Below are 22,942 nucleotides of genomic sequence, written 5' to 3' on the forward strand. Positions count from 1 at the left end.
GACGATGAAATTTATCGGAAAGCTGTTGCTGACGTTGCTGCTGCTGATCGTGCTGGCGGTAGTGGTGCTGTACCTGGTGGGGCAAACCCGCTGGGCGGCAGGCCGCCTGAGCGCCTGGATCAGCGACAACAGCGAATACCGCCTGTCGATAGGAAAAATAACCCATTCGTGGAACCAGCCGGACCAGATCGGTCTGGAAGACGTGCAACTGGCACGTAACGGCCAGCCGCAGGCGCTGGTCGCCAAACGCGTCGATCTGGGCCTCAGCCTGCGCCAAATCACCGAGCCGCGCTATTTCCACAGCGTCACGCTGCGCGACGGCACGCTGAACGTGCGGCCGCAGGCGACGGCGCTGCCTGTACAGGCCGACGTGCTGCAGCTGAGCAACATGGCGCTGCAATCCAACGATAACGAGTGGCAGCTCAACGCGCAGCAGGTCACTGCCGGCATCACGCCGTGGCGCCCGCTGGCCGGCCATCTGCTGGGGGACAACAATCAGTTTCAGTTCAGCGCCGGTTCGATGACGCTGAACGGCATCCCGGCCTCGAAGGTGTTGGTGCAAGGGGAGCAAAAGCAGGGCCAGCTGCTGTTGAACAACTTCGGCGCCGATCTGGCGCAGGGCGACCTGACCGGCGTGGCCAGCCGTGCCGCCGACGGCAGCTGGCAAGTGGATCGCCTGCGGCTGAGCGGCGTGCGCCTGCAAACCCCGTTGACGCTGGCGGAATTCATGCAGCGCTTTACCACCCTGCCGCCGGTCACCCTCAAGCGTTTCGATCTGATCGATGCGCGCCTGGAAGGCAAGGCGTGGGCGTTTAACGATCTCGATCTGTCGCTGCAAAACGTCAGCGTCGAAAAGGGCGACTGGCGCAGCGAAGACGGCTCGCTCAACGTCAACGCCAGCGATGTAGTCAACGGCGGTTTCCACCTGATCGATCCGATCGCCACCCTGCGGCTCTCCTCCGCCGGCATCGCCATTCAGCAATTCACCACCCGCTGGGAAGGCGGGCTGCTGCGCACCTCCGGCAACTGGCTGCGCGCGGGCAAACGCCTGCAGCTGGATGAAGTGGCCATGGCGGCGCTGGAGTACACCCTGCCTATCGACTGGCGCGAGCTGTGGCTGAAACCGCTGCCGGACTGGCTGGCGGAGGTGTACGTCACCAAGCTGACCACCAACCGCAATCTGATCATCGATATCAACCCGGCCTTCCCGTTCCAGATCACCGCGCTGGACGGCTATGGCAGCAACCTGCTGCTGGCGCGCGATCGCAAGTGGGGCATATGGTCCGGCTCGCTGAACCTGAACGGCAGCGAGGCGACCTTCAACAAGATAGACGTGCGGCGCCCTTCGCTGGCGCTGAACGCCGACGCCAATCAGATTAACGTCACCGAGCTCAGCGCCTTTATGCCTAATGGGTTGCTTGAGGCCAAAGCGACCGTCGATCAGCTACCGGGCAAGCCGTTCCAGCTGACGCTGCACGGCCGATCGGTACCGATCAACACCTTGCAGCAATGGGGATGGCAGGCGGTGCCGCTGACGGGCGACGGCAACCTTGAGCTGCAGTTGAAAGGGCTGCTGAACAGCGACGGGCCGTTCAAAGCCTCGTTGAAAGGCAATCTGCAGGCCACCGCCGGCGACGGCCAAACGGTGAACCAACAACTGCCGTAATGCACTGCGCGGCCCGCCCTTAAGGCAGGGCCGCCTTACTCTTCCAGCGCTTCAGAGCCGCCCTGATCCAGCGGCACATCCGGCTCGGCCGGCAACACCATGTAGGTGCCTTCGAACACCGCGCCTTTATCCTCGTCGCCGAACAGATGCACTTCGGCCTGCACGCGCGCGCGGCGGCCGCGCGCCAGACGCGCCAAATCGCCGCTCAGCGAGCCGAGATCCGCCACCGCTCGCGGCCTGCCGGTGATCGGTTTGCTGTAGCGAATGTGCGCGTCCGCCAGAATGATGGTGCCGCCCAGATGGCGCTCGCGCAGCAGCAGCCAAATCAGCCCCCAGGCGGTCAGCGTCGCCAGCGAGAACAGGCTGCCGGCGAACAGCGTGTGGTGCGGATTCTGGTTGCCGATCTCCGGCATGGTGGTGACGAAGCGCTGGCCGGTGTATTGGCTGATGCGCACGCCCATCTTTTCGCTCAGAGGGATATGTTCATACCAGGCCTGCTGCAGTTGGCCGCACCAGTCGGGGCGATGCAGGATATCGTCCAGCGTCGCCACCGGTTTGATCATCAAAAAGTGGCGGATCGGGGTGGTCTGCGGCGCAGTGATCTCCCCCTGATTGACGAACCCCAGCTTGGCGAAGAAATCCACCGCGTCTTCACGGGCGCTGCACACCACCCGCTTTACGCCTTCCTGCCGCGCAACGGACTCCAGCGTCATCGCCACCAGCGTTCCCAGCCCTTTATCCTGCAGCGTCGGGTCTACCGCCAGAAAACGGATCGCCGCCTCGTTGTCGGCATTGATGTACAGCCGCCCGATGGCGACGATTTTACCGGCCTCGTCCACCACCATTTGGTGATGGGCCATGGCGTCATAGGCATCCTTTTCCGAACCCACCGGCTGGTGCAGCGGTTTGCGCAGCATTTCCCAGCGAAACTGGTAATACTCCTTCAGTTCTTGCTCTGTTACGGGTACTCGTAGGTGATACATAGACGCCTGTTCTCCGAATGCTTAGACCTGTAGCCAGAATGTCACCGGACCATCGTTGACCAGCGCCACCTGCATATCGGCGGCGAACTCGCCGGTCTGGGTCTCTACGCCGCGTTCGCGGCACTGGCCAACAAAATATTGATACAACCGATCGGCTTCCTGTGGCGCAGCGCCGCGCGAGAAGCTGGGCCGCATGCCCTTCTGGGTGTCCGCCGCCAGGGTGAACTGCGAAACGACCAGCACGCTGCCCCCGGCCTGCTGGACGTTGAGATTCATCTTGTCGTTCTCGTCGCCGAAAATGCGGTATCCCAACACGCGTTCGCACAGGCGCTGCGCTTTTTGCTCGTTATCGCCCTGCTCCACGCCCAATAACACTAACAAACCGGGGCCAATCTTGCCTACCGTCTCGCCACCCACCGTGACGCTGGCGTTTAACACCCGTTGAATCAACGCAATCATTCCTGCTGCCCTTCTGGTTTCTGTTCCTGTTGCTCCGCCTTCTGCCGGCGGTAGTCGCGGTATTCGCCGATGGTCACGGTGATTTCCGCGCCGAGTAACACGATACACCAGCTCCAGTAGACCCACAGGAATAAAATCGGGATCACCGCCAGCACGCCGTAAATCAGCTGGTAGGAAGGGAACATGGTGACGTACAGCGCGAATCCCTTCTTGCCCAGCTCGAACAGCAATCCGGCCACCACCGCGCCAATCAGCGCGTCTTTGGGCGGCACACGCACCGTCGGCACGATGCAATACAGCAGCCAGAAGGAGATGCACGACAAAATCAGCGGGAAGATACGCAGCACCTGATCCACCAGGCCATTGACGCCGGTCTGCGCCAACCAGTTGAGCGACAGCAGGTAGGAGCTGATGGCCATGCTGGCGCCCACCAGCAGCGGCCCCAGCGTCAGCACCATCCAGTACACGGCGAAGGAAAAGACGATCGGCCGCTTGTTCTTGCTGCGCCAAATGGTGTTCAGCACGCTGTCCACCGAGGAGATCAGCAGCAGCGCGGTGACGATCAGCCCGCAGGTGCCGACGGCGGTCATCTTGTTGGAGTTGGCGACGAACTGTTCCAGGTAGTTCTGTATGACGTTGCCGGCGGCCGGCACGAAATTGGAAAAAATAAAGCTCTTCAGCTGTTCGCTGATGTCGGAAAACATCGGGAAAGCGGCGAACAGGGCAAACACCACGGTGACGAGCGGCACCAGCGACAGCAGGGAAACATAGGCGAGATGGCCCGCCAACATCGTCAGGCCATCATGATCGATACGCTGGTACAGCAGCCGTCCGAAGGTGACGCCGGGCTTAATGGCAGAGGGCAGCTTCTTGCGGCGGAAAAACGACATGGTCACTCCTTGATGTCCGTTGATACGCCTTAAGCTTAACGCGCTCTGCACTCATTGAGCAAAATAGGCCGGCACCACGTCGCGATCGGTGACATGCACCGTCTTGATCCCCAGCGCCTGCGCGGCGAGGATGTTCGCCGGGTGATCGTCGAAGAACACCGCGTCGGCGGCGGCGGTGTTTTCCGCGGCCAGCACATGCTGATAGATGTTGGCTTCCGGCTTGCGCATGCCGAGATCTTGCGACAGATAGAGATGATCGGCGGCGGCGGCCACTTCAGGATAGTGCTGCGGCCAGTAGTTGCAGTGCAGACGGTTGGTGTTCGACAGCACCACCACCCGGTGACCCTCGTTGCGCAGGCGCTGCATGATGTCGATCACTTCCGGGCGCAGCGCGACGAATACCGCCTGCCAGCCGGTGGCGAATTGCTCGAAACTGAGCGCGATGCCCATTTCATCGCACAGCTTGCCGGCGAAATCTTCGTCGCTGATTTCACCGCGTTCATGTTGCTGGAACACCTCACCCATGGCGAAACGATCGGACAGCACCGCCAACGGCGTGCCGCTCAAATTGCTCCACACGCCCAGCACACGCTTGAAATCGATATCGACGATCACATTACCTAAATCAAAGATATACAGCATAGTCCTCTCCTATGGGCCGGTGAGATTTCACTGTAGCGGGAAAAGGAACAGCTGAACAGGGAGCGAGCGGAAAAGCGCATAGCGCGCCGCACAAACGGGGAACAACAGAGGAAAAAACTCAGGGCGCGAGAACCGCGCCCTAAGCATGAGACACCCAATCAGCGATTAAGCGTCTTTAGGACCGCGGCTGGCACGCTTACGATCGTTTTCCGTCAGGTGACGCTTACGGATACGGATCGAGGTTGGCGTCACTTCTACCAGTTCGTCGTCATCGATGAACTCCAGAGCTTGCTCCAGGGTCATTTTGATGGCCGGAACCAGGGTAGTCGCTTCGTCAGTACCGGAAGCACGCATGTTGGTCAGCTTCTTACCGGTCAGGCAGTTTACGGTCAGGTCGTTAGAGCGTGAGTGAATACCGATGATCTGGCCTTCATACACTTCTGCGCCGTGGCCCAGGAACAGCTTGCCGCGATCCTGCAGGCCGAACAGCGCGAACGCTACCGCTTTGCCCTGGCCGTTGGAGATCAGCACGCCGTTCTGACGCTGGCCCACTTCGCCCGGACGCACGTCGTCGTAGTGGCTGAAGGTGGAGTACAGCAGGCCGGTACCCGAAGTCATGGTCATGAATTCGTTACGGAAGCCGATCAGACCGCGGCTTGGGATCACGTAGTCGAGACGCACGCGGCCCTTACCATCCGGATCCATGTTTTTCAGGTCGGCTTTACGCTCACCCATCGCCTGCATCACGGAACCCTGATGCTGCTCTTCGATATCCAGCGTCACGTTCTCGAATGGCTCCTGCTTGCGGCCATCGATTTCACGGAAGATAACTTTCGGACGGGATACCGCCAGCTCGAAACCTTCGCGACGCATGTTTTCGATCAGCACCGACAGGTGCAGTTCGCCACGGCCGGATACGCGGAAGGCGTCCGCATCGTCGGTTTCTTCAACGCGCAGCGCTACGTTGTGCACCAGCTCTTTGTTCAGACGATCAAGGATCTGACGCGACGTCACGTACTTGCCTTCTTTACCGCAGAACGGCGAGGTGTTGACGTTGAAGAACATGGTTACGGTCGGTTCGTCGACGGACAGCGCCGGCAGCGCTTCTACGGCGTTGGTGTCGCAGATGGTGTCGGAGATGTTCAGTTCGCCCAGGCCGGTGATGGCGATGATGTCGCCCGCTTCCGCCAGGGTGCTGTCGATACGCTCCAGACCCAGGTGACCCAGCACTTTGCCCACTTTACCGTTGCGAGTTTTACCTTCGCTGTCGATGATGGTGACCTGCTGGTTCGGCTTCACTTTACCGCGCTTGATGCGGCCGATGCCGATAACGCCCAGGTAGTTGTTGTAGTCCAACTGGGAGATCTGCATCTGGAATGGCGCTTCCAGCTCAACCTGCGGCGCAGACACGTGGTCGACGATCGCCTGATACAGCGGGGTCATGTCTTCCGCCATGTCGGTGTGGTCGACGCCGGCGATGCCGTTCAGCGCAGAAGCGTAAATGATCGGGAAGTCGAGCTGCTCGTCGGTCGCGTCGAGGTTCACGAACAGGTCGAACACCTGATCCACAACCCAGTCAGGGCGCGCGCCAGGACGGTCAACCTTGTTGATGACCACGATCGGCTTCAGACCGTTGGCGAAGGCCTTCTTGGTCACGAAGCGGGTTTGCGGCATAGGGCCATCCATTGCATCCACAACCAGCAGCACCGAGTCAACCATCGACATCACGCGCTCTACCTCGCCGCCGAAGTCGGCGTGTCCTGGGGTATCCACGATGTTGATACGGTAACCGTTCCAATTAATGGCGGTGTTTTTTGCGAGGATGGTAATCCCACGCTCTTTCTCCAAATCGTTGGAGTCCATTACGCGTTCAGTCGCTTCCGCACGCTCTCCGAAAGTACCGGATTGTTGCAGCAGCTTGTCAACCAGGGTGGTTTTACCATGGTCAACGTGGGCAATAATGGCGATGTTACGCAAATTTTCGATCACAGCTTTGCCTCGGGCATTAGAAATAGCGCGCTATTGTACACGTATTAAGCGAGGGACTAAACAAGATCACAACCATCTCTTATAAACAACCGCGTACCGGTCAGTTTGTGATCCCTTTCACGGTGCAAAAAGCCGCAATCGTTGCACTTTTGCACCATTTCAGTGCCCACGCTCACCCTTATTGCACCATAACAGTGCAAATTATCGTTGGTGGTGCATACTGTGGCTGGGTAAAACCCGCGCAGAAAGGCGATGAACGCCTTTTTAAAAAGTTGGCACGCTTTTCGCTTTAGTCTTTTCAAGGCGAAAAAAAGCCAGTTCCACAGATTCGTTCCACGACGACGACAATGATAAACCGGGAGAGTTAAGTATGTCCGCTGAACACGTTTTGACGATGCTGAATGAGCATGAAGTGAAATTCGTAGACCTGCGTTTCACTGACACCAAGGGTAAGGAACAGCACGTGACGATCCCGGCTCACCAGGTAAACGCCGACTTCTTCGAAGAAGGTAAAATGTTTGACGGCTCCTCTATCGGTGGTTGGAAGGGCATCAACGAATCTGACATGGTGCTGATGCCGGACGCCAGCACGGCGGTTCTGGATCCGTTCTTCGAAGAACCTACGCTGATCATTCGCTGCGACATTCTCGAGCCGGGCACCATGCAAGGCTACGATCGCGACCCGCGCTCCATCTCCAAACGCGCCGAAGACTTCCTGCGCTCCTCCGGCATCGCGGATACCGTGCTGTTCGGGCCAGAGCCTGAGTTCTTCCTGTTCGACGACATCCGCTTCGGCAGCAGCATCCGCGGTTCCCACGTGGCCATCGACGACATCGAAGGCGCCTGGAACTCCGGCACAAAATACGACGGCGGCAACAAAGGCCACCGTCCGGCGGTGAAAGGCGGTTACTTCCCGGTTCCACCGGTCGACTCTTCGCAGGATCTGCGTTCCACCATGTGTCTGACCATGGAAGAGATGGGCCTGGTGGTTGAAGCGCACCACCACGAAGTGGCAACCGCCGGTCAGAACGAAGTGGCAACCCGCTTCAACACCATGACCAAGAAAGCCGACGAAATTCAGATCTACAAATACGTGGTGCACAACGTGGCGCACGCCTTCGGCAAAACCGCGACCTTCATGCCGAAGCCTATGTTCGGCGACAACGGTTCCGGCATGCACTGCCACATGTCGCTGTCCAAGAACGGCACCAACCTGTTCGCCGGCGACAAATACGGCGGCCTGTCTGAAACCGCGCTGTTCTACATCGGCGGCATCATCAAGCACGCCAAAGCGATCAACGCCCTGGCCAACCCGACCACCAACTCGTACAAGCGTCTGGTGCCAGGCTACGAAGCGCCGGTGATGCTGGCTTACTCCGCCCGTAACCGCTCCGCGTCTATCCGCATCCCGGTGGTATCCAGCCCGAAAGCGCGCCGCATCGAAGCCCGCTTCCCGGATCCGGCGGCTAACCCATACCTGTGCTTCGCCGCGCTGCTGATGGCCGGCCTGGACGGCATCATCAACAAGATCCACCCTGGCGACGCCATGGACAAAAACCTGTACGACCTGCCGCCGGAAGAAGAAGCCGAGATCCCAAAAGTGGCCGGCTCGCTGGACGAAGCGATGGCCGCACTGAACGAAGACCGCGAGTTCCTGACCCGCGGCGGCGTGTTCACCGACGATGCGATCGATGCCTACATCGAACTGCGCAAAGAAGAGATGGACCGCGTTCGCATGACGCCACACCCGGTTGAGTTCGAACTGTACTACAGCGTCTAAGCCCTACCCGCGCCGTCTGCACAGGCGGACGGTGCCCACATTTTTGTTATCGCTTTTTTGTTGCCGTGGAAACTTTCAGCCCATCTTCGGATGGGTTTTTTTCTCCACCGTATTTTCTGCAAAACTATTCCATACCGCGCCGATCCCGGATGGAGTAGGATAGATGCACTAAAAAGGTGCAGGAGTCTGCTGTATGGCAACTGGCAAGCTGCCCGATGCTGGGCAGATCCTCAATTCACTCATCAACAGCATCCTGCTGTTGGATGACTCACTGGCGGTTCACTACGCCAACCCGGCGGCACAGCAGCTGCTGGCGCAAAGCTCCCGCAAGCTGTTCGGCACGCCGCTGCCCGATTTGCTCGGTTATTTTTCGCTGAACGTCTCTTTGATGCGCGAAAGCTTACGCGCCGGTCAGGGCTTCACCGACAACGAAGTGACCCTGGTGGTCGACGGACGTGCGCACATCCTTTCCCTGACCGCTCAGGCGCTGCCGGAAGGCTATATCCTGGTCGAGCTGGCACCGATGGACAATCAGCGCCGCCTGAGCCAGGAACAGCTGCAGCATGCCCAACAGGTGGCGGCTCGCGATCTGGTGCGCGGTTTGGCGCACGAGATTAAGAATCCGCTGGGCGGCCTGCGCGGCGCGGCGCAGCTGCTGGCCAAGGCGCTGCCCGATCCGGCGCTGACCGAATACACCAAGGTGATCATCGAGCAGGCCGATCGGCTGCGCAATCTGGTGGATCGCCTGCTCGGCCCACAGCGGCCCGGCCAGCACATTACCCAGAGCATTCATCAGGTCGCGGAGCGCGTCTGCCAGCTGGTGTCGCTGGAAATGCCGGATAACGTCACGCTGGTGCGCGACTACGATCCGAGCCTGCCGGAAATGGCCCACGACCCGGATCAGATTGAACAGGTGCTGCTGAACATCACCCGCAACGCGCTGCAGGCGCTGGGCGAGGCGGGCGGCACCATCACGCTGCGCACCCGCACCGCGTTTCAGATTACGTTGCACGGTACTCGCTACCGCCTGGCAGCGCGCATCGACGTCGAAGACGACGGCCCCGGCGTACCGGCGCAGCTGCAGGACACGCTGTTCTACCCGATGGTCAGCGGCCGTGAGGGCGGTACCGGCCTGGGATTATCCATCGCCCGCAATCTTATCGATCAGCATTGCGGAAAAATTGAATTCAACAGTTGGCCAGGTCATACCGAATTCTCGGTCTACCTGCCCATTCGTCAGTGAGGTTTGCTATGCAACGAGGGATAGTCTGGATCGTCGATGACGATAGCTCCATCCGCTGGGTGCTTGAGCGCGCGCTCACCGGCGCGGGCCTGAGCTGCGCCACCTTCGAAGGCGGCAATGACGTGCTGGAAGCCTTGGCCACGCAAACCCCCGACGTGCTGCTGTCCGATATCCGCATGCCGGGTATAGACGGCCTGGCGCTGCTCAAGCAGATCAAACAGCGCCATCCGATGCTGCCGGTGATCATCATGACCGCGCATTCGGATTTGGACGCCGCCGTCAGCGCCTATCAGCAAGGGGCCTTCGACTACCTGCCGAAGCCGTTCGACATCGACGAAGCGGTGGCGCTGGTCGAGCGCGCCATCAGCCATTATCAGGAGCAGCAGCAGCCGGTGCGCAGCCAGCCGGCCAGCAATCCGGCGGCGGACATCATCGGCGAAGCGCCGGCGATGCAGGACGTGTTTCGCATCATCGGCCGGCTGTCGCGTTCGTCGATCAGCGTGTTGATCAACGGCGAATCCGGCACCGGCAAGGAACTGGTGGCGCATGCGCTGCACCGCCACAGCCCGCGCGCCAAGTCGCCGTTCATCGCCCTGAACATGGCCGCCATCCCCAAGGATCTGATCGAGTCGGAGCTGTTCGGCCACGAAAAAGGCGCCTTCACCGGCGCGAACCAAATCCGTCAGGGCCGCTTTGAACAGGCCGACGGCGGCACGCTGTTCCTCGACGAGATCGGCGATATGCCGCTCGACGTACAAACGCGCCTGCTGCGGGTGCTGGCGGACGGCCAGTTCTACCGGGTCGGCGGCTATGCGCCGGTGAAGGTCGACGTGCGCATCATCGCCGCCACGCACCAGAACCTGGAGCTGCGGGTGCAGGAAGGCAAGTTCCGCGAGGATCTGTTCCACCGCCTGAACGTGATCCGCGTACACCTGCCACCGCTGCGCGAGCGCCGTGAAGACATCCCGCGGCTGGCGCGCCACTTCCTGCAGATCGCCGCCAAAGAGTTAGGCGTCGAGGCCAAGAACCTGCACCCGGAAACCGAAACCGCGCTGACCCGCCTGCCCTGGCCGGGCAACGTGCGCCAGTTGGAGAACACCTGCCGCTGGCTGACGGTGATGGCCGCCGGGCAGGAAGTGCTGATCCAGGATCTGCCGGGTGAGCTGTTCGAAACCGCCGCGCCGGAAAGCCCCAGCCACAGTCTGCCGGACAGTTGGGCCACGCTGCTGGCGCAGTGGGCCGATCGCGCGCTGCGTTCCGGTCATCAAAACCTGCTGTCGGAAGCACAGCCGGAAATGGAGCGCACGCTGCTTACCACCGCGCTGCGCCACACCCAGGGGCACAAACAGGAAGCCGCGCGCCTGCTGGGCTGGGGACGAAATACCCTGACCCGCAAGCTTAAAGAGCTGGGCATGGAATAGGAACGGGGATGGATGATGAAAAACGCAGTCCGGCGCACAAAAAAACGCCAACCACGGGCTTTACAGCCGGTGCGGGCGCAGTATGATCGTGTCGCACACTCTGGAGGTTGACGATGCTGGACTCTTTCATCGTATTCATTTCTCAGGGCGCGGAGCTGGGCTCCGCCGCCAGTCACACCCCGCAGGCGGCGGTTGCCGCGGTGTTGTGCGCCGCGCTGATTAACTTCTTCAGTTAAAAAAACAGCCGCATCAGCGGCTGTTTTTTCATCCTCAGATCACCCGTGAGAATTGCTGGCTGCGCGCCTGTTGCCGCAGATAGCGGTCAAAACACATGCAGATATTGCGAATCAGCAAGCGTCCACGCGGCGTGACGCGGATGCCCTGCTCGTCCCGCTCCACCAGCCCATCGCGTTCAAACGGCGCCAGCAGCTGCAGGTCTTCGGCGAAGTAAGCGGTGAAGTCGATGCCGTATTGCCGTTCGAGCGGCGGATACGCCAACCGGAAGTTGCAGATCAGGGTTTTGATCAGATCGCGCCGCAGGCAATCGTCGTCCGTCAGCGCCAGCCCGCGCCACAGCGCATTACCCTGCGCCTGCACGCTGTCATAGTAACGCTTCAGCTCTTTCTGGTTCTGCGCATAGCTGTCGCCAAGCATGCTGATGGCCGACACGCCCAGCCCCAGCAGATCGCTGTCGCCCTGGGTGGTATAGCCCTGGAAATTGCGATGCAGCTTGCCTTCGCGTTGGGCGATTGCCAGCTCGTCGTCCGGGCGCGCAAAGTGATCCATGCCGATGAACTGATAGCCGGCGCCGGTCAGGAAAGCGATGCTCTGCTGCAGGATATCGAGCTTCTGCTGCGCGCCCGGCAGATCGGCGTCTTTGATTTTGCGCTGGGCGGCGAACAAGTTCGGCATATGCGCGTAGTTGAACACGCTGAGGCGATCGGGATTCAGCTCAGCCACCCGCTGTAGCGTGAAAGCGAAGCTTTCCGGCGTCTGTTTCGGCAGGCCGTAGATCAGATCGATATTGGTCGAGCGGAAGCCCAGCGCTTTGGCCCGCTCTATCAGGGCGAAGATAAAGGCCTCGTCCTGCTCGCGGTTGACCAGCTGCTGCACCTGCTTGTTGAAATCCTGCACCCCCATGCTCAGGCGGTTAAAGCCTTCGGCGCGTAAATGATCGAGCACATCCAGCTCTATCTCACGCGGATCGACCTCGATCGACATCTCCGCATCGGGCAGGAAATCAAAGTGTTCGCGCAGCAACGCCACCAGCCGGCTGATTTGCGCTTTATCCAGGTAGGTCGGCGTACCGCCGCCCCAGTGCATCTGGCCGACCTTGCGGCCGGCGAACCGCGGCGCACGGCTGGCGATCTCTTGCGCCAAAACGATCAGGTATTCGTCGGCCTTGTGCGTCTGGCGCGTCACCAGCTTGTTGCAGCCGCAGAAGTAGCACAGCTTATGGCAGAAAGGGATATGCACGTACAGCGACAGCGGCCGCTCAGGGTAGCGCGCAGCGGCGCGTTGAAACGCCGCTTCGTCGTAGCGCTGGGTAAACTCCAGCGCCGTGGGGTATGAGGTATAACGCGGCCCTGAGTAGTTATATTTTTGGATCAGGGCCAAATCCCAGACAATCGTCTGCTCTGACATGCTCACTCCTTCCGATATCTTTTTCTACCGGGCCTGGAGAGAGGCGGTTGTCTGCGCTGTCTGGCCACGGAAGCGCTGCGAAAACGCGCTTTGCGCTTAGACAGCCGCCATAGTTTACCGAATAACCACAGCAGATAACACATCAAGAGTAGGGCTATTGCCGGAATTAGCCACATGGCGCGTTAAAAGGCGTCTTTCGGGTTGCCGCCTTTCAGCAGCTTCAGAATATCTTCCTGCTTCTCTTCTTCTTCGTCGTCGTCTTCGCCCAGTTCGATGCCCAACACGTCCATCAGCACATCGATGCGATCCAGCGTCTTGTCGACATACGCTTGCTCTTCCGCGTTCAGCGTTTCACCGTCGTCGATGCGATCCAGCAGCGCGTTCAGGCGTTCGTCATTTTCCAGCTTCGCCAGCTCTTCTTCCGGCGACAGGCGCGGTTTCGCTTCGGCCTTCGGCTTCGGCTGCGGTTTGGCCTTCACTTTGGTTTCGTCGACCACCAGCGCAACCGGCACTTTACTGCCGATACGCGGATCTTTGGCTGCCGCCGCCGATTTGTTCTTCTGGCTGCCGGACTCGACCTGAGTGCGCGAACCGGAAGCGAGGCCACGGCGCTTTTTCAGGCGTTTGCGCTCGCGCGCTTCCTGATCGAGCTCCATACGGCTTTTCTTTTTCGTTTTTGACTTCGCCGCGCTGCCGCGAGGTGCTTTTGATGGCTGGTTCATAGCGTGTGCTCTTAGGTATGTAGATTCAGTATAGAATTGCGGCGGAATCTAGCAGAAAGCGGGCAAAGAAAAAAGGCGGCAGGTTAAACCTGCCGCCTATTTCGCACCTTCTTGCGAAGGGTATTCCTGTTACGCGCTCCTTGCGTACATGCAACATCCCGGTTTTTCCCTCTGCTATAACCGCATTCCCTGCCACTACGTCCTTCATCCTGAAAGAAAAATCGTCCATGGCGTAATCCATTCGCATCCGCTCTTCCCGAGCGCGCTTCCTGCGGGCATCCAAATTGCCGATACTTCACCATCCGATGTGCCTGCCGCCTATTCCGGTGCGAAAGGGTCACTTCCTTTTGCGTTCATCCTGGCACTCATTGCACGCCCTGTGCGTTCCCTGAGATTTGTCATCCTTCCCGGATGTTCCCTAATCCTGCGCAACCCTGCGTTAACGACTACTTTACGTTATTGTTGCGAAGGCTCAAGGTACCTGACGCCGATTTGGATGACATTTCCCTACAACGAAAAAACAACATGTTGTTTTTAAAATAAAAACAGAAATATCACTTTCGAATAAAGCGACATTACCCGCGATTCGAATGGCAAATGTCTCACAACCTACGCGCGGTATAACTGTCGTTTTATCGCGTCCCGCCGCTTAAAAACCGAGAAACACGCCATTTTTACCGCTGATGCAGTTATAATCGCCAACCAGTTAGCCATCCTCACGGAGACGAAAAATTTTGACCAGCAAGAACTACAACTATCATGTGACCCATTTCGTCACCAGCGCACCCGATATTCGCCATCTGCCGGGGGATGCAGGAATTGAAGTCGCCTTTGCCGGCCGTTCCAACGCCGGGAAATCCAGCGCGCTGAATACCCTGACCAACCAAAAAAGCCTGGCGCGCACCAGTAAAACGCCGGGGCGCACCCAGCTGATCAACCTGTTCGAAGTGGAAGACGGCATCCGCCTGGTCGACCTGCCGGGTTACGGCTACGCCGAAGTGCCGGAAGAGATGAAGCGTAAATGGCAGCGCGCGCTGGGCGAATACCTGCAGATGCGCAACAGCCTGAAGGGCCTGGTGGTGCTGATGGATATCCGCCATCCGCTGAAAGATCTCGACCAGCAGATGATCCAGTGGGCGGTCGACGTCGGCACCCCGGTGCTGGTGCTGCTGACCAAGGCCGACAAACTGGCCTCCGGCGCACGCAAGGCGCAGCTCAATATGGTGCGTGAAGCGGTGCTGCCGTTTATGGGGGATATCCAGGTTGAAGCCTTCTCGTCGCTGAAGAAGATCGGCGTCGACAAGCTGCGCCAGAAGCTGGATACCTGGTTTAACGAGATCCCGCCGGAAGTGCTGCCGGAAGACGAAGCCGGCGAATAAGCCCAGGCTGAACGCCAGAGCCGATGCCTCACCGCATCGGCTTTTTTATGCCCGCAGTTCAGCCACAGGCGGGATTTTTTGTTATCTAATTACAGTTCTGAAATAAAGCCATCATAAAAACTTATCGCCAAGGCAGGCTGATCTCACCAAATCACGGCGTTGAGGGAGCGGAAGCGGGAACGAAAAGCGGTGCGAAGAGATAGGAAAAACGTATGGCTTGCTGCTGTTTTTACAATAAAAAACGCCCCAGTCAATACTGACTGGGGCGGCTAAATATTCAGCCAAATCCGATTACGTGAAGTAAAAGGTCTGAAAGATAGAACATCTTACCTCTGTACCCTACGCCTGTAACTCTACATCATTTTTTCGCAGGGCAAAAGAATTTTTTGTAGTTTACTTACACAATTTACGGCGCAAGAACGGCGAAGTTGAGGAAACTATCGCCGCATCTTGTAGCTTAATTACGAAAAGTGCTTAGGTTATCGCCAGTTAGCGCATCCGGCGATCAGTGCGCCTCATCCCAGTTCATGCCGACGCCCACGTCGACCTTCAGCGGCACCGCCAGCGTCATGCTGCCCTCCATCAATTGGCGGATACGTTGGCTGGCTTCTTCGATCACCGACTCGTGCACCTCAAACACCAATTCATCGTGCACCTGCATGATTGCGTGCACCAATGGCTTCTCCTGCCCTTGCAACCAGGCGTCGACCTCAATCATCGCACGCTTGATGATATCGGCCGCCGTGCCCTGCATCGGGGCGTTGATGGCGGCGCGCTCGGCCGCCTTGCGGCGCATGCCGTTGCTGGAGCGGACGTCCGGCAGGTACAGACGGCGACCGTCCAGCGTGCTGACATAGCCCTGTTCGGCGGCCTGCTGGCGGGTGCGCTCCATATAATCCAGCACGCCCGGGTAACGCTCAAAGTACAGATCCATATAGCGCTGAGCTTCCCCTCGCGGGATCCCCAGCTGGCGCGCCAGGCCGAAGGCGCTCATGCCGTAAATCAGGCCAAAGTTAATCGCCTTGGCGCTGCGGCGCTGCTCGCCGGTCACTTTATCCAACGGCACGCCGAAGACTTCCGACGCCGTGGCGCGGTGAATGTCTTTCCCTTCGGCGAAGGCCTTCAGCAGCCCTTCATCCTGTGACAGATGCGCCATGATGCGCAGCTCGATCTGCGAGTAGTCGGCCGCGACGATGCGGTAGCCTTCCGGCGCGATAAAGGCCTGGCGAATGCGTCGCCCTTCATCGTTGCGCACCGGGATGTTCTGCAGGTTCGGATCGCTCGAGGAGAGACGCCCGGTGGCGGTCACCGCCTGATGGTACGAGGTATGCACCCGGCCACTGACCGGATTGATCATCAGCGGCAGCTTGTCGGTATAGGTGGTCTTCAGCTTCGCCAGGCCGCGATATTCCAGAATCACCTTCGGCAGCGGGTAGTCGAGCGCCAGCTCGGCCAGCACCTCTTCATTGGTAGAAGGTGCCCCGCCTGGGGTTTTCTTCAGCACCGGCAGCTTTTGTTTTTCGTACAGGATCGCCTGCAGCTGCTTGGTCGACGCCAGGTTGAATGGCTCTTCCGCCAGCTCGTGGGCCTGCGCCTCCAGTTCCGCCAGACGCTTGGCCAGCTCCTGGGAGTGGGCTGACAAAATGGCCGGATCGATCAGCACCCCCGTGCGCTCGATATGCGACAGCACCGGCAGCAGCGGCATTTCAATCTCGTTGAACACCGTCAGCAGCTCTGCGCTCTGCTTCAGCTGCGGCCACATCGCCAGGTGCAGCTGCAGCGTGACATCCGCGTCTTCGGCAGCGTAAGGCGCCGCCTGCTCCAGGGCAATCTGGTTGAACGTCAGCTGGTTCTTGCCCTTGCCGGCGATTTCTTCGAAGGTGATGGTTTTGTGGCCCAGATAACGATCGGCCAGGCTGTCCATATCATGACGGCCGCCGACGCTGTCCAGCACATAGGACTCCAGCATGGTGTCGTAGGCGATACCGCGCATCTCAATGCCGTAGCGCGCCAGCAGGCTCATATCGAACTTCAGGTTTTGCCCGACCTTCAGCGCTTTATCGTCCTCCAGCAGCGGCTTGAGCGCTTCCAGCACGTAGGCACGGTCCAGCTGTGGCGGGGCATCCAGATAATCGTGCGCCACCGGCAAATAAGCCGCTTCGCCCGGTGCAATCGCGAAGGACAGGCCGATCAGGTTGGCGGTCAGGGTATCCAGGCCGTCGGTTTCGGTATCGAAGGCAAACACGTCGGCCTTTTTCAGCCGCGCCAGCCAGTCGGTAAAGGTCGCTTCATCCAGGATAGTGACATACCCCTCCTGGGACAGCTTGGCCTCCGCCAGCGCCTTCGGCGCTTCCGCCGCGGCGGCCGGTTTGGCGGCGCCAGCAGCTTTCGCACCCGCGCCTTTCTTGTTTTCCAGCCATACGCCGGCTTCCACGTCCGCCAGCCAGCGTTTGAACTCGTACTGTTTGAACAGCTGTTGCAGCGTATCGACATCCGGCTCGGACACCGTCAGCTCAGCGCAGGTCAGATCCAGCTCGACGTCGGTTTTGATCGTCGCCAGCTTATAGGAGAGATACGCGACCTCTTTATTCTGCTCCAGCTTGGCCGCCATGGTTTTGGCACCGCGGAAGCTCAGCGTGGCGATGCTCTCCAGATTGCCGTACAAAGCATCCAGCCCACCGATGCCCTGCAGCAACGCCTGGGCGGTTTTCTCGCCCACGCCCGGCACGCCGGGAATGTTGTCCGATGAATCGCCCATCAACGCCAGGAAGTCGATGATCAGCTCCGGCGGAATACCGTACTTGTCGCACACTTCCTGCGGGCCGAGGATCGTGTTGTTCATGGTGTTGATCAGGGTGACGTTCGGTGTCACCAGCTGCGCCATGTCTTTGTCGCCGGTGCTGATCAGCACCGCGTGGCCGGCCTTTTCGGCCTCCAGCGCCAGCGTACCGATAACGTCGTCCGCCTCAACGCCGGGCGTCACCAGCAGCGGCAGGCCCATCGCCTTGACCATGCTGTGCAACGGCTCGATCTGCGCTCGCAGATCGTCCGGCATCGGCGGCCGGTGCGACTTGTATTCGGCGAACAGCTCATCGCGGAAAGTCTTCCCTTTGGCATCAAACACCACGGCAACGTGGCTCGGTTGATACTGCAGCAACAGGCTGCGCAGCATATTCAGCACGCCGTACATCGCGCCGGTCGGCTCGCCCGCCGAGTTGGTCAGCGGCGGGAAGGCGTGATAAGCGCGGTAGAGGTAGGAGGAACCGTCAACCAGGATTAGTGGGTTTTCTGCAATCTGGGCCATAGCGTTTCTTTATCGTGATCGGACATAGGGGTAAGCATGCCATAGCTGGCCGCCGGAGACGAACCTTAGCGTGCATTACGGACGAAAATGATGTGATGGTGCGTGAGGATCCGCAAGATCTTACCTGTGGATAACTTTGTGCATAGAAAAGAGACCGAATTATAACGCTCCGATTATCGTTATAACGGCGAATAAAATTCCTATTTAAATCACCGCGTTAAAAGAACGAATTCCGGCGACGCTTTATTACTGGCTTTTATTGGATTTGTGGATATAACTTTCGCCGGATTTTAATCGCACTATTAATCAAATTCGGCGCCTCAATTACCCTAGCACAAGCTGGGAAAGTTGCACGAAAACTCAGCAAATGGTTATCCGATGAGACGAAAAACAGTCATTTTTAGCGGCGCTTTACCCCGGCGATTTCTGTTAAAATATGTTTTTGTTCATGCGCTTCGGCATGCAACGATGTTCTCAACAACCGTCAGCCCATAACCATGCCAAGATTGTTAACGCCTGTTATCTTTATCATTTCCGTCATACTCACGATTCTGGTGACGGTGTTGTGCTCCATCCCCATCACGCTGGCCGGCATCGTGAAACTCCTGGTGCCCATTCCCGCCGTTTGGCGATATATCTCGACTTTCGCCGATTTCATGATGTGGTGCTGGTGTCAGGGGCTGGCGCTGTTATTGCGCATTAACGGGCAATTGCGTTGGGATATTGAAGGGCTGGAGGGGCTGGATCGAAAAAACTGGTATCTGCTGATCAGCAACCACGAAAGTTGGTCGGACATTGTCGTATTGTGCGTGCTGTTCAGAAACCATATTCCAATGAATAAGTACTTCCTCAAGCAACAGTTAGCCTGGGTGCCTTTTGTCGGTCTGGCCTGTTGGGCGCTGGACATGCCATTCATGAAGCGTTACTCCCGCGCCTATTTACTCAAGCATCCGGAGAAACGCGGCCAGGATATCGAAACGACGCGCCGTTCCTGCGAAAAATTCCGTCAGCGTCCAACCACCATCGTCAATTTCGTCGAGGGTTCGCGCTTCACGGAAGCCAAGAAAATTAAAAGCAATTCGCCGTATCGCAATTTGCTGGCGCCCAAAGCCGCCGGCATTGCGTTTACGCTCAGCGCGCTGGGCAATCAGTTCGACAAAGTGTTGAACGTTACCCTGCTCTATCCGGAAAATAACCAACGGCCCTTTATGGATATGCTGTGCGGGCGGCTGACGCGTATCGTGGTAAGAATAGAAACGCTGCCGATCGATGAAACCCTGCATGGGGACTACTTCAACGACAAACAGTTCAAGCGGCGCTTCCAGCTGTGGCTGAATACGCTGTGGCAGGAAAAAGATCGGTTGCTGGATAAATTGAAGCGGCAATACGGGTAAAAAAACGCCGGCGATGCCGGCGTTTTTCATATTAAATCTGGCTTATTTCTGCTGGCTGAGGAATTTAACCACGTCGGCGAACTGCTTCACGTAAGCGTCCATCGAGCTGGTGTCCAGGCCATCGTTTTTCACCATGTATTTGCCATTCACGAATACCGCCGGCACGCCGCGCAGCTGCAGATCTTCAGCGGCTTTCTCCTGTTGAACCACCAGAGATTTCACCACGAAGCTGTTCCAGGCCGCGTCATAATCTGCGGCGGTCACGCCCGCTTTCACAAAGACGTTACGGATATCGTCCGGCGTTTGCACGGTCTGGGTTTTCTGCACCGCTTCAAACATCAGCGGGCTGACTTTGTCTTCCACGCCCAGCGCCATCGCTACCGCCCATGCCTGAGTCAGCTGTTTGCCCAACGGCCCCAGGAACTCCACATGGTACTTGGTCATTTTGGTGCCGGCAGGCAAGGCCTTCTTCACGTTTTCAGACACGTGATAGACCTGCTCGAACTGGTAGCAGTGCGGGCAGTAGAAGGAGAAGAACTCCAGCACCTGCGGCTCGCCGGTCACCGGCTTGTCCAGGGTCACGTACTGAGCGCCATCGCTAAACTGTGCCGCCGAGGCACTGAATGCCATCACCATGCCAACGAGCGCCAACCATATTTTTTTCATAAGACTAAACTCTCCATTGTGTTAAAGCTTCAATACATTGGCGTCAGCTGCAGAGGAGGCTCCTGCAACAGCTTAACCTGTTCGGTGAAGGCCGCAGTCTGAGACAACCAGAAATCAGACTCCGCCATCCACGGAAAACTCTTAGGAAAGGCCGGATCCTGCCAACGGCGGGCGACCCAGGCCAGGTAATACACCATGCGCATCGCCCGCAGCGGCTCGATCAACGCCAACTCGCGCTGATCGAACTCGGCAAATTCACCGTATGCCTCCAGCAAGACGTCCAACTGCATCAGTTGATCGCGGCGTTCGCCGTGCAGCAGCATCCACAAGTCCTGTACCGCCGGGCCATTACGTGCGTCATCAAGATCGACGAACAGCGGGCCGTCGCGCCACAGAATATTGCCCGGATGGCAATCACCGTGCAAACGGCGCGGCTGCCAGTTCAGATGCCAGTGCGGCTTGATCGCCGCGATCAGGTTATCCGTCGCCTGCAGGAACGCATCACGCTGTGCTGCCGGCAACAGCTCGCAACCGGCCAACACCTGACGCGGGGCGGTGAGATACTCTTCAACCCCCATCGTCGGCCGCTCGGCGAACAAACGCTCACCGCCGACCTGATGGATGCGCCCCAAGAAACGACCCACCCATTCCAACTGATCCAGGTTGTCTATCTCGTACTGCCGCCCGCCCACGCTGGGGAACAGGGTAAAGAAGAACCCAGCGTGCGTATGCAGCGTAGCGCCTTGCAACACCAACGGCGCTACCGCAGGGATCTCCGCCTTCGCCAGATCCAGAGCGAACTGGTGCTCCTCACCAATCTGCGCGGCGCTCCAGCGCTCCGGGCGGTAAAACTTCACCACGTAGCGCCGGCGATCTTCGTCCATAAACTGATAGACGCGGTTCTCGTAGCTGTTCAGCGCCGTCAGACCGGAGTCGACGCGCAGGCCAACCCCTTCGAGCGCGTCCATAATCAAGTCGGGCGACAGAGTGTCGAAATTAAAAGCAGAGTTATTCATAACGTTCGTTTGATCGCTGACAGCACGGTGCCGGGAATGAGAAATAGTAGCATTAATGGCACGTTTCACGAGCTATGCTTTCTCGCACCGCACGAAGGTCAGTCCTTAATAACTCCGCGAGCGCGCAACAGCGCCGTTTTAAAATCTTCTTCGTAATCTTTCTTCAGGCCCGGGATCTGATCCGTGCCGGCGCGGCCGCGCATTTTCAGGTGGTAAATAAGAACATCATCGCTCAGCTCGGACAACTCGCCCTGGAAGCCCGCTTCCTTCGCCAGTTTTTGCAAAAACTGCATCAAATTGAGATCGGGATCTTCCTGCCAGGCCGGGTGCAACAGCTCGATCAACTCGTTTACGCGATGCGTTTTCATCTCAATATCGTCCAATAGCATGAATAAACTCACAAAGTAACAGGCTTACCCACGCAGTGAAAGAACCGGCTTGTCAATAAAGGTAAATCCTGATGTCACGCCGGCTTTAGCGCTACAATCAGCGCATCGACAAGGCGGGATAAACGAGATGCATAAAGAAATCAGCGGCGTAATTTTGGCCGGCGGGCGAGCCACGCGCATGGGCGGTGAGGATAAGGGCCTGGTGTCGATTGGCGGTATCGCACTCTATCAGTATGTTCTGGCCCGGTTACGGCCGCAGGTGGCTTCCGTTGCCATCAGCGCCAACCGCAATCAGGCACGCTACCAGACGAGCGGTTTGCCGGTAATTGGCGATCTGACGCCCGATTTCGCCGGGCCGTTGGCCGGGATGCTCGCCGGGCTCAAGCAATCTCCCAACGAGTGGGTGGCCTTCGTCCCTTGTGACGTCCCCGACTTTCCCGCCGGCTTAGTCGCGCAGCTATGGCAGCAAAAAGGCGCAGCGCCAGCGGCCTTTGCCAGCGATGGTGAACGAGATCACCCTACGCTGGCGTTATTGCATACCCAAATAGCACCACAGCTGGCCAACTATCTGGCGCAGGGTGAACGTAAGCTGATGCTGTTCTTGCATCAGATCGGCGCACAACGCGTGGTGTTCAGTGGGCAACAAGCGGCATTTCATAACCTGAATACGCCGGAAGACTGCCGGAATTGGCAGCAAGCACGAGAGCTAAAGAAATGAATCGTTCATTGCCCCCCTTGCTGGCCATCGGTGCCTATAGTGGAACGGGAAAAACCACCCTGCTCAAACAGTTGATCCCGATGCTGAAACAGCGCCAGGTGAGGGTTGGGCTGATAAAGCATACCCATCATGACATGGATGTGGATACGCCGGGTAAAGACAGCTACGAGCTGCGCAAAGCGGGTGCCGACCAAACGCTGGTCGCCAGCGATCGCCGTTGGGCATTGATGACCGAAACGCCGGAACAACAACCTTTGGACCTGCGCTACCTGGCGGAACGTTTTGATGCCGATAAGGTCGATTTGATTCTGGTGGAAGGGTTCAAACATGAGCCGGTCAGCAAGATCCTGCTTTATAGGGCCGAGATCGGCAGACCGCTGGAAGACATGCTGGATCAGTTTGTCGTGGCGGTAGCCAGCGACCGGCCGCTATCCATCGCGGCTAAGCAGTTGGATCTCAATCAACCGGAAAGCATCGCCGACTTTATTGTCGAGTGGTTGAAAGGCGCAGCGTAGCTGCGCTTTTTTGCGTTTTACGCATAGCAAAAAGCCCTGAACGTCAGTTCAGGGCTTTTTGCTTGGTTTGATGCCTGGCAGTGTCCTACTCTCGCATGGGGAGACCCCACACTACCATCGGC

The 22,942-nt window shown here is 58.4% G+C and carries 21 protein-coding genes; 9 read left to right on the plus strand and 12 right to left on the minus strand.

Annotation, left to right across the window (positions count from 1 at the left end; translation table 11 throughout):
• Positions 1-4 precede the first annotated feature (4 nt).
• Complete coding sequence (locus ACUTSC_RS22240) at positions 5-1,666, plus strand: AsmA family protein (RefSeq protein ID WP_197768791.1); 1,662 nt, start codon at positions 5-7, stop codon at positions 1,664-1,666.
• A 35-nt stretch (positions 1,667-1,701) separates the two neighbouring features.
• Here the strand turns inward: ACUTSC_RS22240 and fabY are convergent, their stop codons facing one another.
• The 5 genes from fabY to typA all read right to left on the minus strand — a co-directional run bounded on the left by fabY (position 1,702) and on the right by typA (position 6,629).
• A complete protein-coding gene (fabY, locus tag ACUTSC_RS22245; RefSeq protein WP_063991286.1) occupies positions 1,702-2,649 on the minus strand; it encodes a fatty acid biosynthesis protein FabY in 948 nt (315 codons plus the stop codon).
• A gap of 21 nt (positions 2,650-2,670) precedes the next feature.
• Entirely contained in the window at positions 2,671-3,108 is a 438-nt protein-coding gene (gene dtd / locus ACUTSC_RS22250) for a D-aminoacyl-tRNA deacylase (RefSeq protein ID WP_025304712.1), read from the minus strand.
• Positions 3,105-3,998 carry a virulence factor BrkB family protein gene (locus ACUTSC_RS22255; protein WP_049201866.1) on the minus strand — a complete coding sequence of 298 codons (894 nt, stop codon included), beginning with the start codon at positions 3,996-3,998 and terminating at the stop codon, positions 3,105-3,107. The genes dtd and ACUTSC_RS22255 overlap by 4 nt, the downstream gene beginning before the upstream one ends.
• A 51-nt stretch (positions 3,999-4,049) precedes the next feature.
• On the minus strand, positions 4,050-4,640 hold the full coding sequence (yihX, locus tag ACUTSC_RS22260) for a glucose-1-phosphatase (protein WP_060426997.1): 591 nt from the start codon (positions 4,638-4,640) through the stop codon (positions 4,050-4,052).
• Between the two features lie 165 nt (positions 4,641-4,805).
• Entirely contained in the window at positions 4,806-6,629 is a 1,824-nt protein-coding gene (gene typA / locus ACUTSC_RS22265) for a ribosome-dependent GTPase TypA (RefSeq protein ID WP_004931243.1), read from the minus strand.
• A gap of 370 nt (positions 6,630-6,999) precedes the next feature.
• On the opposite strand from typA, the gene glnA reads away from it, so the two are divergent.
• The 4 genes from glnA (at position 7,000) to ACUTSC_RS22285 (ending at position 11,309) form a co-directional block, all read left to right on the plus strand.
• Complete coding sequence (glnA, locus tag ACUTSC_RS22270; RefSeq protein ID WP_019452181.1) at positions 7,000-8,409, plus strand: glutamate--ammonia ligase; 1,410 nt, start codon at positions 7,000-7,002, stop codon at positions 8,407-8,409.
• Positions 8,410-8,602: 193 nt separating this feature from the next.
• Positions 8,603-9,652 carry a nitrogen regulation protein NR(II) gene (gene glnL, locus ACUTSC_RS22275; protein ID WP_004931246.1) on the plus strand — a complete coding sequence of 350 codons (1,050 nt, stop codon included), beginning with the start codon at positions 8,603-8,605 and terminating at the stop codon, positions 9,650-9,652.
• An 8-nt stretch (positions 9,653-9,660) separates the two neighbouring features.
• Entirely contained in the window at positions 9,661-11,073 is a 1,413-nt protein-coding gene (gene glnG / locus ACUTSC_RS22280) for a nitrogen regulation protein NR(I) (protein ID WP_197768792.1), read from the plus strand.
• Positions 11,074-11,186: 113 nt separating this feature from the next.
• Positions 11,187-11,309 (plus strand): YshB family small membrane protein, encoded by a 123-nt coding sequence (locus tag ACUTSC_RS22285; RefSeq protein WP_015379453.1) that lies wholly within the window; start codon positions 11,187-11,189, stop codon positions 11,307-11,309.
• Between the two features lie 34 nt (positions 11,310-11,343).
• Here ACUTSC_RS22285 and hemN read toward each other — a convergent pair whose 3' ends face one another.
• Positions 11,344-12,717, minus strand: coding sequence for an oxygen-independent coproporphyrinogen III oxidase (gene hemN / locus ACUTSC_RS22290; RefSeq protein ID WP_197768793.1), 1,374 nt, complete (start codon positions 12,715-12,717; stop codon positions 11,344-11,346).
• 182 nt (positions 12,718-12,899) lie between these two features.
• Entirely contained in the window at positions 12,900-13,439 is a 540-nt protein-coding gene (yihI, locus tag ACUTSC_RS22295) for a Der GTPase-activating protein YihI (protein ID WP_071890410.1), read from the minus strand.
• Between the two features lie 734 nt (positions 13,440-14,173).
• Here yihI and yihA point away from each other — a divergent pair.
• Positions 14,174-14,818 carry a ribosome biogenesis GTP-binding protein YihA/YsxC gene (gene yihA, locus ACUTSC_RS22300; protein WP_019452177.1) on the plus strand — a complete coding sequence of 215 codons (645 nt, stop codon included), beginning with the start codon at positions 14,174-14,176 and terminating at the stop codon, positions 14,816-14,818.
• A gap of 277 nt (positions 14,819-15,095) precedes the next feature.
• Here the strand turns inward: yihA and ACUTSC_RS22305 are convergent, their stop codons facing one another.
• Entirely contained in the window at positions 15,096-15,143 is a 48-nt protein-coding gene (locus ACUTSC_RS22305) for a spot 42 RNA, inhibition of DNA synthesis (protein ID WP_071892919.1), read from the minus strand.
• Between the two features lie 180 nt (positions 15,144-15,323).
• Entirely contained in the window at positions 15,324-18,122 is a 2,799-nt protein-coding gene (gene polA, locus ACUTSC_RS22310; protein WP_197768794.1) for a DNA polymerase I, read from the minus strand.
• A 497-nt stretch (positions 18,123-18,619) separates the two neighbouring features.
• Here polA and ACUTSC_RS22315 point away from each other — a divergent pair, with 497 nt between their 5' ends.
• Complete coding sequence (locus ACUTSC_RS22315) at positions 18,620-19,516, plus strand: acyltransferase (RefSeq protein ID WP_445653549.1); 897 nt, start codon at positions 18,620-18,622, stop codon at positions 19,514-19,516.
• Between the two features lie 42 nt (positions 19,517-19,558).
• Here ACUTSC_RS22315 and dsbA read toward each other — a convergent pair whose 3' ends face one another.
• The 3 genes from dsbA to ACUTSC_RS22330 all read right to left on the minus strand — a co-directional run bounded on the left by dsbA (position 19,559) and on the right by ACUTSC_RS22330 (position 21,566).
• Positions 19,559-20,182 (minus strand): thiol:disulfide interchange protein DsbA, encoded by a 624-nt coding sequence (gene dsbA, locus ACUTSC_RS22320; RefSeq protein WP_004931264.1) that lies wholly within the window; start codon positions 20,180-20,182, stop codon positions 19,559-19,561.
• A gap of 29 nt (positions 20,183-20,211) precedes the next feature.
• A complete protein-coding gene (locus ACUTSC_RS22325; RefSeq protein WP_197768796.1) occupies positions 20,212-21,198 on the minus strand; it encodes a serine/threonine protein kinase in 987 nt (328 codons plus the stop codon).
• A gap of 98 nt (positions 21,199-21,296) precedes the next feature.
• On the minus strand, positions 21,297-21,566 hold the full coding sequence (locus ACUTSC_RS22330) for a DUF1040 family protein (RefSeq protein WP_197768797.1): 270 nt from the start codon (positions 21,564-21,566) through the stop codon (positions 21,297-21,299).
• Positions 21,567-21,714: 148 nt separating this feature from the next.
• Between ACUTSC_RS22330 and mobA the strand changes: the two genes are divergently transcribed.
• Both mobA and mobB read left to right on the plus strand, forming a co-directional pair.
• Positions 21,715-22,305: a molybdenum cofactor guanylyltransferase MobA gene (gene mobA, locus ACUTSC_RS22335; RefSeq protein WP_197768798.1), complete on the plus strand. Its 591-nt coding sequence runs from the start codon at positions 21,715-21,717 to the stop codon at positions 22,303-22,305.
• The gene (gene mobB, locus ACUTSC_RS22340; protein WP_049270878.1) at positions 22,302-22,820 is read left to right on the plus strand and encodes a molybdopterin-guanine dinucleotide biosynthesis protein MobB; all 519 of its coding nucleotides are present in this window, start codon (positions 22,302-22,304) and stop codon (positions 22,818-22,820) included. Before mobA ends, mobB begins: the two co-directional genes overlap by 4 nt.
• Positions 22,821-22,942: the final 122 nt, after the last annotated feature.

The sequence above is a fragment of the Serratia sp. TSA_105.2 genome, assembly GCF_052692115.1.